General features: G+C 41.4%; 13 protein-coding genes. 3 read left to right on the top strand and 10 right to left on the bottom strand.

Annotated elements, in window-relative coordinates:
• Window positions 1-171: 171 nt before the first annotated feature.
• Both BUA96_RS02795 and BUA96_RS02800 read left to right on the top strand, forming a co-directional pair.
• Entirely contained in the window at window positions 172-1,890 is a 1,719-nt protein-coding gene (locus tag BUA96_RS02795) for a GMC family oxidoreductase (RefSeq protein ID WP_072980111.1), read from the top strand.
• Between the two features lie 3 nt (window positions 1,891-1,893).
• Window positions 1,894-2,607, top strand: a complete 714-nt coding sequence (locus BUA96_RS02800; RefSeq protein WP_072980113.1) for a gluconate 2-dehydrogenase subunit 3 family protein — start codon at window positions 1,894-1,896, stop codon at window positions 2,605-2,607.
• A gap of 64 nt (window positions 2,608-2,671) precedes the next feature.
• Here BUA96_RS02800 and BUA96_RS02805 read toward each other — a convergent pair whose 3' ends face one another.
• Together BUA96_RS02805 and BUA96_RS02810 are read right to left on the bottom strand one after the other, a co-directional pair.
• On the bottom strand, window positions 2,672-3,700 hold the full coding sequence (locus tag BUA96_RS02805; RefSeq protein ID WP_072980116.1) for a methionine synthase: 1,029 nt from the start codon (window positions 3,698-3,700) through the stop codon (window positions 2,672-2,674).
• A 23-nt stretch (window positions 3,701-3,723) separates the two neighbouring features.
• A complete protein-coding gene (locus tag BUA96_RS02810) occupies window positions 3,724-4,722 on the bottom strand; it encodes a DUF1852 domain-containing protein (protein ID WP_072980118.1) in 999 nt (332 codons plus the stop codon).
• Between the two features lie 249 nt (window positions 4,723-4,971).
• Here BUA96_RS02810 and BUA96_RS02815 point away from each other — a divergent pair, with 249 nt between their 5' ends.
• Complete coding sequence (locus BUA96_RS02815; protein WP_072980477.1) at window positions 4,972-5,433, top strand: Lrp/AsnC family transcriptional regulator; 462 nt, start codon at window positions 4,972-4,974, stop codon at window positions 5,431-5,433.
• A gap of 137 nt (window positions 5,434-5,570) precedes the next feature.
• On the opposite strand, the gene BUA96_RS02820 is transcribed toward BUA96_RS02815, so the two are convergent.
• The 8 genes from BUA96_RS02820 to BUA96_RS02855 form a co-directional block, all read right to left on the bottom strand.
• Window positions 5,571-5,870, bottom strand: coding sequence for a type II toxin-antitoxin system RelE/ParE family toxin (locus tag BUA96_RS02820; RefSeq protein ID WP_072980120.1), 300 nt, complete (start codon window positions 5,868-5,870; stop codon window positions 5,571-5,573).
• The gene (locus BUA96_RS02825; RefSeq protein ID WP_072980122.1) at window positions 5,867-6,109 is read right to left on the bottom strand and encodes a type II toxin-antitoxin system ParD family antitoxin; all 243 of its coding nucleotides are present in this window, start codon (window positions 6,107-6,109) and stop codon (window positions 5,867-5,869) included. The genes BUA96_RS02820 and BUA96_RS02825 overlap by 4 nt, the downstream gene beginning before the upstream one ends.
• A 51-nt stretch (window positions 6,110-6,160) precedes the next feature.
• Window positions 6,161-7,348, bottom strand: a complete 1,188-nt coding sequence (locus tag BUA96_RS02830) for a Gfo/Idh/MocA family protein (protein WP_072980124.1) — start codon at window positions 7,346-7,348, stop codon at window positions 6,161-6,163.
• Window positions 7,349-7,354: 6 nt separating this feature from the next.
• Window positions 7,355-8,692 (bottom strand): Gfo/Idh/MocA family protein, encoded by a 1,338-nt coding sequence (locus BUA96_RS02835; RefSeq protein ID WP_072980126.1) that lies wholly within the window; start codon window positions 8,690-8,692, stop codon window positions 7,355-7,357.
• A 1-nt stretch (window position 8,693) separates the two neighbouring features.
• Window positions 8,694-10,064, bottom strand: a complete 1,371-nt coding sequence (locus BUA96_RS02840; protein WP_072980128.1) for a 3-keto-disaccharide hydrolase — start codon at window positions 10,062-10,064, stop codon at window positions 8,694-8,696.
• Window positions 10,065-10,177: 113 nt separating this feature from the next.
• Window positions 10,178-12,226: a glycoside hydrolase domain-containing protein gene (locus BUA96_RS02845; protein WP_072980130.1), complete on the bottom strand. Its 2,049-nt coding sequence runs from the start codon at window positions 12,224-12,226 to the stop codon at window positions 10,178-10,180.
• A 45-nt stretch (window positions 12,227-12,271) separates the two neighbouring features.
• The gene (gene fucP, locus BUA96_RS02850; RefSeq protein ID WP_072980132.1) at window positions 12,272-13,591 is read right to left on the bottom strand and encodes an L-fucose:H+ symporter permease; all 1,320 of its coding nucleotides are present in this window, start codon (window positions 13,589-13,591) and stop codon (window positions 12,272-12,274) included.
• A 189-nt stretch (window positions 13,592-13,780) separates the two neighbouring features.
• A complete protein-coding gene (locus BUA96_RS02855) occupies window positions 13,781-16,483 on the bottom strand; it encodes an alpha-L-rhamnosidase (protein WP_233430598.1) in 2,703 nt (900 codons plus the stop codon).
• Window positions 16,484-16,489 lie beyond the last annotated feature (6 nt).

The following is a 16,489-nucleotide window of genomic DNA, read 5'->3' on the forward strand; positions in this document are numbered from 1 at the left end:
CGTTTTAGCAATTATAATAAAACGTTTTAGTATAATTGTGTGAAATTCACTTAAATTTTAATAAATTAACATAATTAACAATTTGCAAGGTTATTTCTAGGTCTATTATCATTATCAGTAATTTATACGCCATATTTTTAGAAATAATTTAAAGCACATTAAACCTATCCTATGCAAATACAAGAATCTTCAAAAATGTATGATGTCATCATCGTAGGCTCTGGAGCCGGCGGTGGCATGGCAACAAAAGTTTTGGCAGATGCCGGACTCAAAGTAGCGGTTGTAGAAGCAGGTCCTCATTTTGATCCTGCAGACCCTAAACAACGTACGCAACTCAAATGGCCTTATGAATCTCCAAGACGTGGTGCCTCAAATAGACGACCTTTTGGAGATTTTGACAGCGCCTATGGAGGTTGGGAAATTGAAGGTGAACCTTACACTCAAAAAGACGGAACTCAATTTGACTGGTTTAGATCTAGAATGCTAGGCGGTCGTACCAATCACTGGGGGCGCATTTCGTTGCGTTTTGGGGAACGCGATTTTAAGCATAAAAGCTATGACGGTCACGGCGACGACTGGCCCATAGGATACGAGGACGTTAAACCTTATTATGATAAAGTAGATAAGCTTATTGGAGTTTTTGGTACCAAAGAAAATATAGAAAATGAGCCTGATGGTTTTTTCTTACCTCCACCAAAACCCAGATTGCACGAACTTTTTTACATCAAGGGAGCTCGCAAATCTAATATTCCAGTGATTCCTTCGCGAATGTCTATGCTTACCAAAAAAATCAACGATGATCGCGGTATTTGCTTCTATTGTGGACAATGTTCCCGTGCGTGTGCGGTATATGCCGATTTCTCTGCAGGGACTTGTTTGATCTTTCCGGCGCAAAAAAACGGCGGTCAAGTAGACCTCTTTGTCAATGCAATGGTACGCGAGGTAACTACAAATGATGAAGGAAAAGCTACCGGAGTTTCTTACATCAGTAAAGATGATCGTAAAGAATATAAGCTGAAAGGCCGCATTGTCGTGCTTGCAGCTTCGGCGTGTAGTTCAGCGCGGATCTTATTGAATTCTAAGAGTGCGCAACACCCTAACGGATTAGGGAATAGTAGTGATATGGTGGGCCGTTATCTGCACGATTCTACCGGTGCGAGTAGATCTGCGTTCATTCCAGATTTGATGAATCGCGATACCTATAATGAAGATGGTGTAGGCGGAATGCACGTCTATACACCGTGGTGGGGCGATAATAAAAAACTGAATTTCCCGCGTGGTTATCATATTGAAGTTTGGGGTGGTCTAGGAATGCCGAGCTATGGTTTTGGCTTTAACCCCAATGACCTTAACCGTTTCTTCAATCAAAAAGTGGGCGGCTACGGAAACAGTTTACGTGCAGATATAAAAAAATATTACGGCTCTACCATTGGTATGGCCGGTCGTGGCGAGTCTATCGCGATGAAAGATAATTATTGCGAGATCGACCCAACCACGGTTGATGAGTTTGGGATCCCCGTGTTGCGTTTCAATTATAAATGGTCTGAATATGAAGTGAATCAAGCCAAGCACATGAACGATACTTTTGAAGAAATTGTGCATAATATAGGCGGTACGATGCTTCAAGATGCTCCTTCAAAAGAATCGAATTACGGTCTCGAAAATCCGGGCCGAATCATTCACGAGGTAGGAACCACCCGTATGGGAAGTGATCCTAAAACTTCTGTAGTTAATGAATTTCAGCAGTTGCACGACGTGGATAATGTTTTTATTGTAGATGCGGGACCGTTTGTTTCTCAAGCCGATAAAAACCCTACTTGGACCATTTTAGCGCTTTCATGGAGAGCTTCAGATTATATTATTGAACAACTAAAACAGCAAAACATCTAAATCATGGATAGAAGAGATAGTTTAAAATCGATGTTTTTAGGTTCGTTAGGAACCGGACTTTTACTCACAGGATGTGATCCTAATCTGGGCGAAAAAGAAGTTGAAATTGCGAAAGCTGCTGAAGATTATTTTGGCCGTACCCCTGAAGAACTCGAACTGATTGAAAAGCTACAATCAGAGCAGTTTTTTAGAGAACACGAGATGGACACATTGAATGTATTATGTGCGCTGATCTTACCTGCAAATGAGGAATATGGAAGTGCTACCGATGCCGGCGTGCCCGAGTTTCTTGAATTTATTGTCAAAGATATGCCCTATTTACAAACGCCCATACGCGGTGGTTTGATGTGGCTAGACCATACTTCTAATTTAGAATACGACACTGAATTTAAAAGTACTTCGGAAGAAAATCAGAAAGCTATTTTAGATACGATCGCTTTTCCTGATCCCGAAAAACCCGGCTGGGAACAACCGGTACAGTTACAGTTTTTTAGCTTGATGCGTAACCTGACGATGACGGGGTATTATACTTCAGAAATGGGAATCAAAGATCTGGACTACAAGGGTAATCAACCCAATATTTGGGATGGCGTTCCTGAAGAAGTTTTGCAGAAACACGGCGTAAGCTACGATCCCGAGTGGATCGCAAAATGCGTAGATCAAAGTCAGCGTGGCGTCACCGCCGAGTGGGATGACGACGGGAATTTACTTACCTAAAACGTACTATAAATCCATAAAAACCTCCTAAAACAGGAGGTTTTTTTGTTCTAAGCGTTTGGTATTAAAACCCAAGTTCGTTGCGTACAAGTGCTGCTCCGGCACTTAAGGCACTTAACTTTCCGCGGGCAACTTCACGTGATAGTGGCGCCATTCCGCAGTTGGTTGACGGATACAGATTTTCAATAGCTACAAATTCAAGTGCTTTACGCAGCGTTTGGGCTACTTCTTCTGGCGTATCAATGGTATTCGTAGCTACATCTATAGCCCCGACCATTACTTTCTTACCGCGAATGAGCTCCAGGAGCTCAAGTGGCACGTGTGAGTTATGACATTCTAAGGATACAATATCAATATTCGAGGTTTGAATTTTCGGGAATATTTCTTCGTATTGCCGCCATTCTGAACCTAACGTTTTTTTCCAATCATTGTTCGCTTTTATTCCGTAGCCATAACAAATATGTATTGCGGTCTCACAGTGTAATCCTTCGATGGCACGTTCTAATGCTGCCATCCCCCAATCATTCACATCATCAAAAAATACATTAAACGCCGGCTCATCAAACTGAATAATATCTACTCCTGCTTCTTGTAGCGCTTTGGCTTCCTCATTAAGTGCTTTGGCAAATTGCCAAGCTAATTTTTCACGACTTTTATAATGATCATCGTACAAAGTGTCGACCATAGTCATAGGCCCCGGAAGTGCCCATTTTATAGGTTGGTTGGTCTGTTTGCGTAGAAACTGAGCATCTTCAACAAATACTGCTTTTTGCCGCGCCACCTCATCCACAACAACCGGAACACTGGCTTCGTACCGGTCACGGATTTTTACCGTCTTTCGATTTTTAAAATCTACTCCACTCAAATGTTCTATAAAGGTGGTTACAAAATGTTGGCGTGTTTGCTCGCCATCACTAATGATATCAATTCCTAAAGAATGCTGTTCTTGTAACGAAATACGCAGGGCATCTTGTTTGCCTTCTAATAATTGATCACCTTCTAATTTCCAGGGCGACCAAAGTTTTTCGGGTGGCGCAAGCCAGGCAGGTTTAGGTAAACTTCCAACGGTTGATGTTGGTAATATATTTTTCATAATGAAGTAGTTAGTTGAATTGATTAGTGTGCGTAATTTGCAGACCACTGCTCCAGCACATTCTTATACGGTTTTATAAAATGTTCTTCGGTAAATTTTCCTTGTTCAATGGCCAGCTGACTGCGTTCTTCCCGGTCATATTCAATCTTGGTGAGCGAATGATCTGGGTTTTTTAAACTGGGTTTAAAGCAGGATCCCGCCACCGAATTGGCATTGTAAATCTCAGGTCTATAAATTTTTTGAAAAGTTTCCATCGTACTGATGGTACTTATTAATTCAAGATTGGTATACTCTGTAAGTAGGTCCCCAAAAAAGTAAAAGGTGAGCGGCGCTACGCTGTGTCGCGGCATAAAATACCGTACTTGCAAGCCCATTTTTTTGAAATAGGATTCGGTTAAAGAAGCTTCATTCACTTGATATTCATACCCAAGAATAGGATGGTGATTGCCTGTACGCTGGTAGGTTTTATTGTGCGAAACACTCAAACAGATCACAGGTGGTTTAGCAAAATGCTTCTTATACGTTTCTGAGGAAACAAAACGCTTAAAGATCGTACCGTGCAAGCTTCCAAAATCATCTGGAATACTAAAATCAGTTTTACCTCTATTGTGTTCTATAAGCAAAACACTAAAATCATAATCCCGTACGTAGGAAGAAAAATTATTGCCTACAATCCCTTCGATGCGCTTACCTGTTTTATGATCCAGTATGTGCGTTTTTAAAACTTCGATCGCAGGAAATGTTGCTCCGTTGTCGTGCATATCAAGATCCACAGAAACAATTTCCAACTCAACCTGATAACGGTCTTGATCAGGATTGTCCCAGTTTGCCAACGAATTAAAACGATTGTTGATCATTGTAAGGGTGTTTCGGAGATTTTCTTGACGCCTCGCTCCTCTTGCCAAATTTGCAAAATTAGTTGTAGTACGTGTACTGCTAGAGGGCACATAGTCTTCGTCGAAATAAATACGCTTTACTGTAAATTCAAAATCGTCTTTAATGGTATCCTGAGTGTTAGTCATGGCTTTTTTTGATTTGTTGTTTTAGTATTAAAACTACTTTGAGGCAAGCCCTTGGGTATATTCTTCAATTATATGTCTAAAAACTACCTGAGGCTCATTTTGCAGTTTTTATCTCTTACAAATCTCAAAATAAAAGATTAATTAATTAAGTTTGAACCGATATTTAGATACAATAACTACACAAACTACTATAAAAGACAAATCGTCTTTTAGCGGTATAAAATGGACCTACAAATAGAAAATTTATCTATGTCAGAATTAGACCAGATCGATTTGAAGCTATTAGAATTGCTTCAGCAAAGCGGAAAATTAACCACTAAGGAAATTGCACGACAGGTAAACTTATCTCACACTCCTGTTTACGAACGCATAAGACGTTTAGAAAGGGAAGGAATTATTAAGAAATACGTTGCGCTTGTAGAAGCCGAAAAAGTGGGTAAAGGACTGATCGTTTTTTGTGACATCACGATCAAAGAACATACTAAAGAAATTGGCCATCAATTTGTACAAGATATCATGGCGTCTAAGTACGTTTGTGAATGTTATAATATTTCGGGGAATTACGACTTCAGATTGAAAGTTATGGTGCGGGATATGAAACACTATCAGGATTTTGTACTGAATGACCTAGGTTCCATAAAAAATATTGGGAGTGCGCATAGTACCTTTGTAATGGGGGTTATAAAACACGACTACGCCGTGCCCATATAATGCGCACCTCCATTAAAGTAACTTAGAATAAGCCTTTAGGACATTGCTCGAAAACGAATTATCCATTTCGAGACATAGCGGTAGCTATCGTGAAGTAATACTAAATCCTTTGGGGAAACCAATTATTTTCAATAGGATCAAATCCTATCTTTAACATTCATCCTCTGATGTAAAATTCTTACTATTTCAACAGTATTGGTATCATCCTTTCGGTAGAAAATGACGTGAGATTCTATGACACTAACCCTGTAGTTTTTCCTTAAATGCCCAACAGACTTTCCCGTCATAAAATTAGCAGCGATAAATTCAATTCGATCTATCAATAATTTATAATAGGTATCAGCCTGCTCTTTTGACCATTTGTGTAATGTGTATAACCAAATATGGTCTAAATCTTCAATCGCTTGTTGACTTATACGATATTTAGCCTCCCTCATAAATACTTCTTGTGTAAAGCTTCGAGCCTTTTTTGAGAATCAAAATCATCAACAAAACCACTCTGCTCTCCCGCCTCCAAAGCTTTAATCAATTCGCGTTCTTTAAGCTCCTCCCGTTCAAATAAGCGCAATGCAGATCTAATCACCTCACTTACCGAACTATAGCGACCCGATTTTACTTCTTCATTTACAAATTCTTCAAAATGACTTCCCAATGAAATTGACGTGTTCTTTCCCATTTTTAATATTTTAAATAAAAGTACCAACTTTTGGTATCGCGTCCAAATGCTCTAAATCGAATGCTTTGGGTTCCATTTAACGACTTCATTGGTAAGCATCGAGTCAATAGCCATTTGCACACAGATTGCGGTATTGGCACCGGTTTTTAAGTCTGAAATGGGTTTGCTATTATTCTTGATCGCATCTCTCAAATCCATTAGAGCCTGCTTGCTAGGATCTGCGTGGCTAAACTCAAACGGAATTCCCTTTCCGGCTTCCCAAGGTGTTGTAGCACCCGCAACACCATCAACCTCAGCGCGCTTTTTAGTATAATTTCCTTCAGGATAAAACCAGCCGTTGACATAATCTAAAATAATGGTTCCCTTGTCGCCCATTACCTTGATCTGGTAATCGTCTTTAGCATTAGTCGTTAAACAAGTAAAGGTCGCCTCTACTCCACTGGGATACGAAAATAAATGATGTACATTATCAAAGGTTTCTCTGCCGTCTTTCCAGTAATCAATACCGCCTGTACCAAAAACCTGCGACGGTGTTTCTCCCAAAACCCAATTGGTAAAATCGATCTGGTGCGAACATAATTCTGCAGTCAATCCGCCGGAATATTCCCGGTACATACGCCAATTGATCATACGCTCCAGTTCGGGTTCAGGAACGGGTCTGCGCCAGTTTCCGCTGCGATTCCATTGGCATTCAAAAGCAGTGATCTCGCCTATTTTTCCATCTTTAATCAAATCAACCACGTGCGTATACAAGCGCGAACTGTGGTACTGATGGCCGGTTTGAAAGACTAAATTCCCTTGTGCGGCATCAACAACATCCAACACGGCATCATAGCCTTTTGCCATTGTCTTTTCGCCATACACGTGTTTTCCGGCGGCAAGCGCATCAAGCTCTATCTGCGCATGCGTGCTGAACGGAGTCGCTACCAAAACCGCATCAATACTCTTATCTTCTAGCAATTTTCGATAATCGGTATAGGCTTTTGCTGAATCTCCCGCGCGTTTCATTCCGTTAGCCAATCGAAACGGAATAACATCACAACAGGCAGCTACTTCAATCCCTTCAATACCATTCATCACTGAAATTAAACCGCCTCCGCGATCGCCGGTTCCTATCACACCTATGCGTATTGGTGCACTTGAACCCACATATTTATTGATGTAAGCAAACCCCGGACTAGCAGAAGATACCGCCGCTGCTGCCAGACTGCTTTTGATCACAAAATCTCTACGTTTCATAGTCTCTTAAATTTTAGGTTCCCAATTAGGTGCATACTCGCGTCCCCAAAGTTGCATCGCTTCCCGATCATAAATGCGACCTGATTTAGCATCGATATCAAAACCGTGCCCTACGCGATACGCCATATTTGCATAATGCACCATCGCCATACTTACCGAAGCATCTTCAATAGGCGCTTTTAAAGTTTCTTTACCGCGAATCGCTTCAAAAAAGTTTACCATATGCGCTGTGGAAGAGTCGCCCCCACCGCCAAGTGCGAGTCCGCTTTCTGAGGTTTCTTCACTTTGTTTGATCACTTTTCCGCTGCGATCCATAAGCACATAATTAGAACGATCTACCAAAACCGAACCTTCGGCACCAAAAATTAGGGTACCACGACCGCGGCCATACGTGTTGTACCCGTTGCGGCTTTTTCCGTCCCAATTGATCACTTTATCATCATCAAATTTGAACGTCGCATACATCGTATCATACATTTCCCAACCGTCATTTTTAAAATGGCGTTTTTCGGCTTGCACTTCGGCGTAATTAGGGAATTCAACACCCAAAGCCCATCGGGCAATATCGAGTTCGTGCGTCGCATTATTTCCGGTTTCGGCGGTGCCGTAATTCCAGCCGTACCAATGCCAGTTGTAATCCCAAGTTTCACTCGTGTACGCTCTACGCGGAGCCGGCCCTTGCCAAAGCTCCCAATCTAATCCGGTGGGTACAGCCGCCTGCTGCTGCACCGGTGTTTCTCCACGCGTATTAGAATAAAAGGCTACAGCTTTATAAACATCACCAATTACCCCTTTGTGAATCTGATCTATGATCTCTATAGTGTGCAACGACGAGCGCTGTTGATTACCCATTTGCACGCGTTTGTCAAACTTTTTTGCCGCCACAACCAAGAGTTCGTTTTCATTCATATTGTGGCTACACGGTTTTTCAACATACACGTGTTTGCCCGCTTTTAATGCCATAACAGACCCCGGAGTGTGCCAGTGATCTGGAGTTGCATTTACAAGAATATCTACATCCTTATCTTCAATAAGTTTGCGAATATCATTTTCTAATACCGGTGTGTAATCAATATGTTCTTTAAAATTCTTAAGCGCATTCAGTCGGCTTTTTTCCATCACATCACAGAGATACAGTAGGCGTACGTTAGATTCTTTGCGGGCGATGGGTGCATAATAGGCTCCCAAACGTCTTCCTAATCCCGCGACCGCAACATTTAGGCGATCATTAGCTCCTATAATATTGCGATAACTACTGGCAGCCATTCCCATTGCGGTATTGCTTAGCGCCAGCGCGGTTCCGCCTAAAATTGATTTATTGATAAACGATCTACGTGTGGTCATATTAAAGTTCTTTGATTTTGATATTCTTGAAGGATACGCGATTTCCGTGGTCTTGTAGTAAAATATTGCCGCGCTCTAAGGTCCCAAATCCCGGCCAGTCTTTGTATTTACTTTCTTGAACTAATTGAAGAAAAGCATCTGTACTGCGATCGTACTCCAACACTTTTTCATCATTAAGCCAGTGCGAAACTTTACCATCTTTACTCACAATGCGTGCAGTATTCCAAGAGCCGATAGGGTTTACCGGTTTATTAGGATTAGCCTGAATCAAATCATACAACGAAGCTAAAGTGCGACTACCTTCGTGATTTCCTAATTTGGCATCAGGATGCCGTTCATCATCCAAAATCTGATATTCTAAACCTATCGAAGAACCTTCACCTTTATTCAGGTCTGTATCTACATAATATTTGATTCCGCTGTTAGCACCTTCGGTAATTTTAAAATCCACTTTCAGTTCAAAATCTTCGTACTTCTGTGTGGTAACAATATCTCCACCGGCTTCAGACTCTCCGCCTCCACTTTCCATAACCGTGAGCATGTCGTCTTCGATCTGCCACCCTTGCTCCGGAAAAGTTTCAAGTTTTGCTCCTTTCCAACCTTTTGTGGTTTTTCCATCCCATAGCAGTTGCCAACCAGATGCTGCTTCTGCTTGTGTCAGATTATTTTTAGTATTGAAAGCAGGCAAGCGCATCTGCTTACTGTATTCTCGCGGATTCTCTGAAATGATCTTTAGATTTTTCCATCGTATTTCCTTCCCCGGTTCATCTTCAGCGCCTATCGCGTGAACTTGCAATGCAATAAATCCTGAAGCGGTCTGGTCATCTACAAGATGGGCCGCTTCAACCCCATTGATCCAAGTTTTGAGCGTATCACCCAATGCTTCCACACGGTAATGATTCCATTCATTTTGTTTAAAAGCCTGCTGCGCTTTAGGGTTATTTTCTAACGAATACAACCAGCCTTTGCGCGCCTCGTCATAAATACCGGCGCTCCAAGCCCGGTCAGATGGGTCTATCTCTACCTGATATCCGTGAACTCTCCCCTTTTTATAATCAGGATCGCTTAGGCTGCGTATTTGCACACCTGAATTCATTGAGGGATCTACCTTATAATCAAACTCTAAAATGAAATCACCATAATCTTCGGTAGTCGTTAAAAACGAATTCGGTGTATTGGCTACGGTGGTACCAACGATTTCCTCACCTTCTATACGATATGCTGCTTTGCCGTTAAGTTGTTCCCAACCATTAAGCGAAGTACCATCAAACAGGTCTTGCCAAGGTTCTTGATCTGATTCTTTTTTACAGCCCGTGATCAGTAAGCTTGCAAGCACAAACAATGCTGCGCCTTTGTAGAGATGTCTATTCATAAATCCTATTTATCGATTAAATGTTCATAATACGCTTAAATATACGCAATCGTTATAGCAAACCATCAAAAAAATAGCGAGACTTCAATAAAAAGCCTCGCTATACATACACACTAGTTTAATTCAACTTTTGTAATAAAAGTATTTTGCGTTCCCCAATCTTTATTGGGCGTATCTGCTGTTTCAATGATCAAGTCACCACCGGAAGTCAGTTCTTCGTGCGTGAGCCAGTTTCGATTTAAAGGTTTACCGTTAAAGGTTGCCGATTTCACGTAAAAATGATCCTTGTTATAATTCTTGACCGAAATTTTAAAGGTCTTCCCTGTGGCAAGATTAAGATTCACTTCTTTAAAAATTGGTGCCGTTAAATAGTAAACCGGACTACCTACATTAGCTACCGAAAGTCCCATACTGTGCAGCACAAACCACGATGACATCGTACCAGCATCATCATCCATCGTACGCAAATAAGCTTTGGGTTTGTTCTGATAAATGCGGCCCACATAAGGATCTATCCCTTTGCTGTTGTCGTTAAAATAGGTTTGCACCACAGTGTCTAAAAGAATTTCTCTAAAAAGCTTTTGTGATTTCCAAGGTTGACGGGTCGCATTGTACAATCCCGGAACTTGCAAATCAGGCTGATTGGCGTGATTGTAATTAAACTCTTCAAAAAACTGATCCAGTTGACCTTCAAAGGCCTCTGCCCCACCTGTTAAATCTTGCAAGCCGTTTACATCCCAAGGCACAAACCAGCGGTATTGCCAGATGGTCCCTTGATACAAACCGCGTGCTTGCATTCGATCTACATCATTTTTTGACAGATCTTTAAAATCTTTATCCCAATAGGCTTTATAATCTAAAGCTTTATCTAGATACGTTTTACCCGCTCTGGAATCTCCTGTCGCTTTGAGAATTTCGCTCATCGCCCATAGATCGTAAGACGATTCTAAAGCTTTGTCCGGAGCACCAAAATCTAAATGATCTGCTTCATAAAGCAAAGAATCCTTGATAGCTTCAAAATCGACCTCATAACCTTTTTTATACGCATCGAGTAGCACAACCATCGCGTGTTCTGTACGTACCGTAGGCGAGGTCTCGTGTTCTGTTGCCCAATTCTTTTTCCCAAAGCGGTATAAATTGGCAATACTCGTTGTGATATTTTGATAGGTTTTAGGCTTAATTAAAGATAAAAGCGGCAACTGCTCGCGGTAATTATCCCAAATCGCCCAACCGTTATAGACTTTATACTCCTCATTTTGCACAGAACCATCTGTGGCTCTAAACGTCCCATCTTCTTCAGAAACCAAAAACGGAGATTGTGCAGTTCTATACATTAAGGAATAGAATAATTCCATGCGATCGGTTTCCCCAAAAACTTCAATAGTGTTCAAATAGGCATTCCAACTTGCGGAAGCGCTTTCTTTTAATGTTTCAAAATCATCTGAAGTAATGCGTTTTTTGGCATATCCCTCATTTACTGAAGAAAAACCTACCTGGACTTCAGCCGTATTCCCCAAACCTTTTACCATCAATTGATGCTCCCCTACGTTCTGAATTTGCGCTTCTTCCGGTAATTTAATCGCATAGTAAACGCGGTAGGTTCCGGCGTGACAAGTGGTTTTGGTATCAATAAATCCCGAGATCAGATTTCGGCGTATCTCGTGTGTTTCAGCAACAAAACGATTACTCAAGGCAAAAGAAAGATCTATATACAAACCGCTATTCGCATTCGGAAACGTGTACTGATGCATCCCTAAGTTTTGCGCTACGGTGAGTTTAGCGTCGATTCCGTTTTCAAAATTCACGTGGTAAAAACCGGGAACTGCATCCTGCGTTTTTTTTATGAGTTGGGTCTCTACTTCAGCATTTAGAATAGGTTTAATAAGTAGATTTCCTCCGCTTCCCGTGCAGCCCACGCCTTCCATTCGGGTATGGGTAAAACCGTCAAACTGCTTTGCGTAATATTCATAGCCCGTATGCTGATGCGGATTGGTTTGCGGGCCTAAATTCATCATATTGAATGGTGTAGTCGCCGATGGAGACATCTGCCCGTGATCGCCGCTCGTACCTAAAAACACATTGACGTAATCTGTTAATTGCTGTTGCGCAGCACTTGTAAAAGCCAACAATAACGTAAGAAATAGCGGAATATATTTTTTCATCAAAAAAGCTTCAATAATAGATCTTAAAGTTAGGTTTTCGAAGGATTAAAGCGTTTCGGCAATGTTATGTTTTCTATGAATCCATATTCCATAGATCGCGATAATCGTAAAACATGAAACAGGAAGCAGGAACGAAAGATTCATTTCAGAAAGCCCTAAAACGGTAATATCGTTTACTCCTACGCCACCAAAGTCTATGATCATTCCTTGAAGTTTTGGTAATAAAGCACCACCTACAATAGCCATCACGAGTCCGGCTGCGCCTATTTTAGCTTGATCCTCCTTTAAGCCTTCTAAAGCAATCCCGTAAATTGTGGGGAACATTACCGAAAGGAAAAGCGATACTAAAACCAAGCTATACAAGCCGGCGTGGCCTTCAAGAATTACCGCGCCTAAGGCGAATAAACCTCCTAGCCCCGAAAAGCAAAACAACAACTTTCCTGAGCTCATAAACTTCAGCATATACGTACCTATCGCACGACCTACAGTAAATAAAATAAAGGCTACCAACTGATAATTTGCTGCGGTAGAACTGGATATCCCTTTAGCCTCAGCATATTGATAAATATAGGTCCAGCAGCCTATTTGCGCACCCATATACAGCACCAAGGAAAATACACCTAGAGCATATTTCTTATTTTTAAAAAGTTCGCTGAAGGTATCTTTTATACTTGGGATGCTGCCGTCTCCTTTTGCCTGCGGCATTTTATTTACGGCAATAAGCACTAGAATAGCCAAAACCACAAGCCCCAAGATCACATAAGGATTGCGGATCACCATAAGATCAGCAGATTTTATAAGTAGCTTTTGCGCTTCGGGCAATGCCGAAAAATTCTCTACATCATCAGATTGTAAGAGATCCAAGACAAAAAACTTCGCAACCAGCAAACCTACGATGAGGCCGACAGGGTTGAAGGCTTGCGCCAAATTTAAACGCTGCGTTGCCGATTTCTGATCTCCCATTGCCATAATGTATGGGTTTGCCGTGGTCTCTAGAAATGCCAGACCAAAAGTCAGGATGTATAAGCCCAAGCAAAAAAACCAGAAAAGCCCGGTTGTTGCAGCAGGGTAAAACAATAAGGCGCCGCCGGCGTAGAGCGTGAGACCAACCAGAACTCCAGATTTATACGAAAACTTACGTACAAATAAAGCGGCCGGAAGCGCCATGCAAAAATATCCTCCATAAAAAGCCATCTGTACCCAGGCGGCTTGCGAGTTAGACAACTCTAATACTTTTTTAAAGGCCTGTACCATGGGGTCTGTTACCGCGTTGGCAAATCCCCAGAGGGCAAATAAAGAGGTAACTAAAATAAAAGGAAGTAATAATTTTTTAGGTACAACCGGAGCTGCTTGTGTTTTATTCATTCTTAAACTATTTAAATCAGACCTTTCTAAAATCTAGCACTACACAATCGTTGTAGTAAACTAATTCTGAAAAATTTTATACGCGTGGTTTTTGTTGAACTTTAAGCGAAAACGATCTCGATATCGATTTCACTAAAACGTTTTACTTTTGTAAATCTAAATGTTTTCTTTTAAATCAAAAATTAAATTTTAGAGCTTGATTTGAAAATGATGGGTTCCGGAGCTTAATGTTAATAACTCCGGCTTTAATGCTTCACCTTCTTGCATTACTTCTTTAAAGTCTTTCAGATTAAAAGAAGCTGTACTATTGGTTGGAATTTCAACGGTATAACTCACAAGGTTTCCTTCTCGCTTCCAGGAAGAAACAATATTCCCGTACGGACTTTTATGCGATGCTTTGAACTGTTCAAGCCCTTTCACAAAATTGGGTTTTAGAATAATATTCTTGAATCCGGGAGCTTGTTCATCTGGTAGAATTCCGCCTAGACCTTTATACATCCACGCACCAATGGCACCAAACATAATGTGATTTCTAGAAATGTCTGACGCAGCATCAATATCCCAATTTTCATACAAAGTAGTTGCTCCGTTTTTGATCCACCAGCCCCATGACGGATAAGTTTCTTGCGAAGCCACCTCGTAAGCAAGATCTGCATATCCGTTTTCACTCAAGGCTCCTAAAATAGTCTTGGTTCCTAATAGGCCTACATCAATATGCTTGTCGTCTGCTCGCACCCGCTTTGCTAAATTTTCAGCCACTTTGCTTCTCAAATGCTCGGGAACCACGTCAAAATATAAGGCGCTGCTCAATTCAGTTTGTAAACCACTTTCATAAATTCCGGTATCGGTATTCAAATACTTTTTATTGATCGCAGACCGTACTCTTGTCGCCAAATCTGCATAGATTTTGGCGTCTGCCTCATTTCCTAAAAGTTTTGCGGTCTTTGCTAAAATGCTGGCATCAACAAAGTAATAGACGGAAGAAGTGAATTCTTTAGGCGTTACCGATTTTACCGGAACCCAATCACCCAATCCCCAAGTGGTCAAACCATCCTCATTTTCAGTTTCGGTAATATGATCTACATATTTTTTTATCGCCTCATAATTTAACCGAAGCGCGCGATCATCTCCATAAAACTGGTACAATTCCCAAGGAATAATTGCGATCGTACTCGTCCAGTCTGGGCCATTTCCCCAATCATAGCCCCAGCCCCAAGTAGGAACTATAGAAGGCAAAACGCCATTAGGTTGCTGCTCATCCCGATGGTCAGCAAGCCATTTCTCATAAATGGTTATTCCATCAAAATTGTATAGTCCGGTCTCAGTATTGATGTGTGCATCTCCGGTCCAACCATTTTTCTCCCGCTGCGGACAGTCAGTTGGATACCCAAAAAGATTAGACAAATAAGCTGCATTTGTAGCTTCCCAAATTTTATTGAGCACCTCGTTTGAGCTCTTTATTTCGCCTACTTGCTCCACATCACTATGTGCAAAATATCCGGTGAGATTCTCTATGGAAAGATTAACCGGTTCGTTACTTGTAACGCGTACATATTGAAAGCCTTTATAATTAAATTTAGGCTGAAATACTTCATCTCCGGTTCCGGCCAAGGTATAAATATCGGTTTGAAAAGGATCAGAATCATCGTGTGACCTGTAGTGTACGTTAATGTTTGAAAGGTCTACATCGCCTAAACTGTCTAACTGTTCAGCGTGAGTCACTCGAAAAACCGTACCTGCATCACCCTGTACTTTTAACTGCGTAATCCCCGAAATATTACGACCAAGGTCAAACACATAACTCGTATCTGCCAACTTCGTAATACTAACCGGAGTTAGGGTATCTACCAAACGTATGGGCTGAATGGCCTGGGCGACAATATGTTTTGACGGTGCTTCTACAACCTGAGCGGGCGTCCAGGCGCTATCATCAAAATCGGTGGTATTCCATCCTGACTGGTTTAAACGCGCATCTATATGCTCTGCCGTGTAGATACTATTAAAAACCTCTTGTCCTAAACTCGTTTTCCAATCGGCATCTGTAGCGATTACCTCTGAAGTACCATCGGTATAGGTAACTTTCAAATTGAGTAAAAATCGCGGCCTATTGCGCCAACCGGCCTTGTCAAAATTCCATACTGCAGTTGACTGGTGATTGTACCAACCGTTGCCCAAAAGTACGCCTAAGGCCAATTCACTAGATTCTTTAACCGCATCAGAAACATCAAAAGTGACATACGCGTTGCGTTTATCAAAACGCGTATACACCGGGTCCATAAAATGGTTTCCTATTTTGTTGCCGTTGATGTAAAACTCAAATAATCCTGCAGCGGTAATGTACGCTGTCGCTTTGCTAACCTCTTTTTCTAGCGTGATCGCTCTTCTAAAATAAGGCGCCTGCTTTACTTCAATACTGTTGGTATCTGTGATCCAATGGCCTTGCCAGTTTTCGGTTTGCATCATTCCGGTTTCAAACCGAGCAATTTCAGAACTGCTAGAAGCTCCTGAACTATCCTTGGCAATAACCTTCCAATAATACGCTGTAAACGGTATTAGCTCCTTTCCTTTAAATTCAACCAGATTTATCGCTTCTGCGGAAGCGTGTTCCCAAACAGCTCCGGTTCCCTGAGCCACCTCAGCAGAATCTTGTCCCACTAAAATTTGATACTCTTTTTGATGATATTGGCTATCGGCGTCAATCTTCCACGTAAATCTTGGTGCAGCCGCATCTAAGCCGATAGGATCTTTCAGGTATTCGGTCTTAAGATCGTAAGGTTTAAAGTCCGTTTCGGTTTTACACGATACAAACATTGTAGTTCCTAGCACTAAAAATGACAGGAAATAGTAAATGCGCTGATTGAAAAATCGGTTTGAGAAAGGAATATAATTCACAGGAAA

This window comes from Leeuwenhoekiella palythoae, assembly GCF_900130045.1.
Classification (GTDB): domain Bacteria; phylum Bacteroidota; class Bacteroidia; order Flavobacteriales; family Flavobacteriaceae; genus Leeuwenhoekiella; species Leeuwenhoekiella palythoae.

Coding starts and splice junctions, on each gene's coding strand:
- BUA96_RS02795 (WP_072980111.1), top strand. CDS start 172: ATGCAAATACAAGAATCTTCAAAAATGTATGATGTCATCATCGTAGGC.
- BUA96_RS02800 (WP_072980113.1), top strand. CDS start 1,894: ATGGATAGAAGAGATAGTTTAAAATCGATGTTTTTAGGTTCGTTAGGA.
- BUA96_RS02805 (WP_072980116.1), bottom strand. CDS start 3,700: ATGAAAAATATATTACCAACATCAACCGTTGGAAGTTTACCTAAACCT.
- BUA96_RS02810 (WP_072980118.1), bottom strand. CDS start 4,722: ATGACTAACACTCAGGATACCATTAAAGACGATTTTGAATTTACAGTA.
- BUA96_RS02815 (WP_072980477.1), top strand. CDS start 4,972: ATGTCAGAATTAGACCAGATCGATTTGAAGCTATTAGAATTGCTTCAG.
- BUA96_RS02820 (WP_072980120.1), bottom strand. CDS start 5,870: ATGAGGGAGGCTAAATATCGTATAAGTCAACAAGCGATTGAAGATTTA.
- BUA96_RS02825 (WP_072980122.1), bottom strand. CDS start 6,109: ATGGGAAAGAACACGTCAATTTCATTGGGAAGTCATTTTGAAGAATTT.
- BUA96_RS02830 (WP_072980124.1), bottom strand. CDS start 7,348: ATGAAACGTAGAGATTTTGTGATCAAAAGCAGTCTGGCAGCAGCGGCG.
- BUA96_RS02835 (WP_072980126.1), bottom strand. CDS start 8,692: ATGACCACACGTAGATCGTTTATCAATAAATCAATTTTAGGCGGAACC.
- BUA96_RS02840 (WP_072980128.1), bottom strand. CDS start 10,064: ATGAATAGACATCTCTACAAAGGCGCAGCATTGTTTGTGCTTGCAAGC.
- BUA96_RS02845 (WP_072980130.1), bottom strand. CDS start 12,226: ATGAAAAAATATATTCCGCTATTTCTTACGTTATTGTTGGCTTTTACA.
- fucP (WP_072980132.1), bottom strand. CDS start 13,591: ATGAATAAAACACAAGCAGCTCCGGTTGTACCTAAAAAATTATTACTT.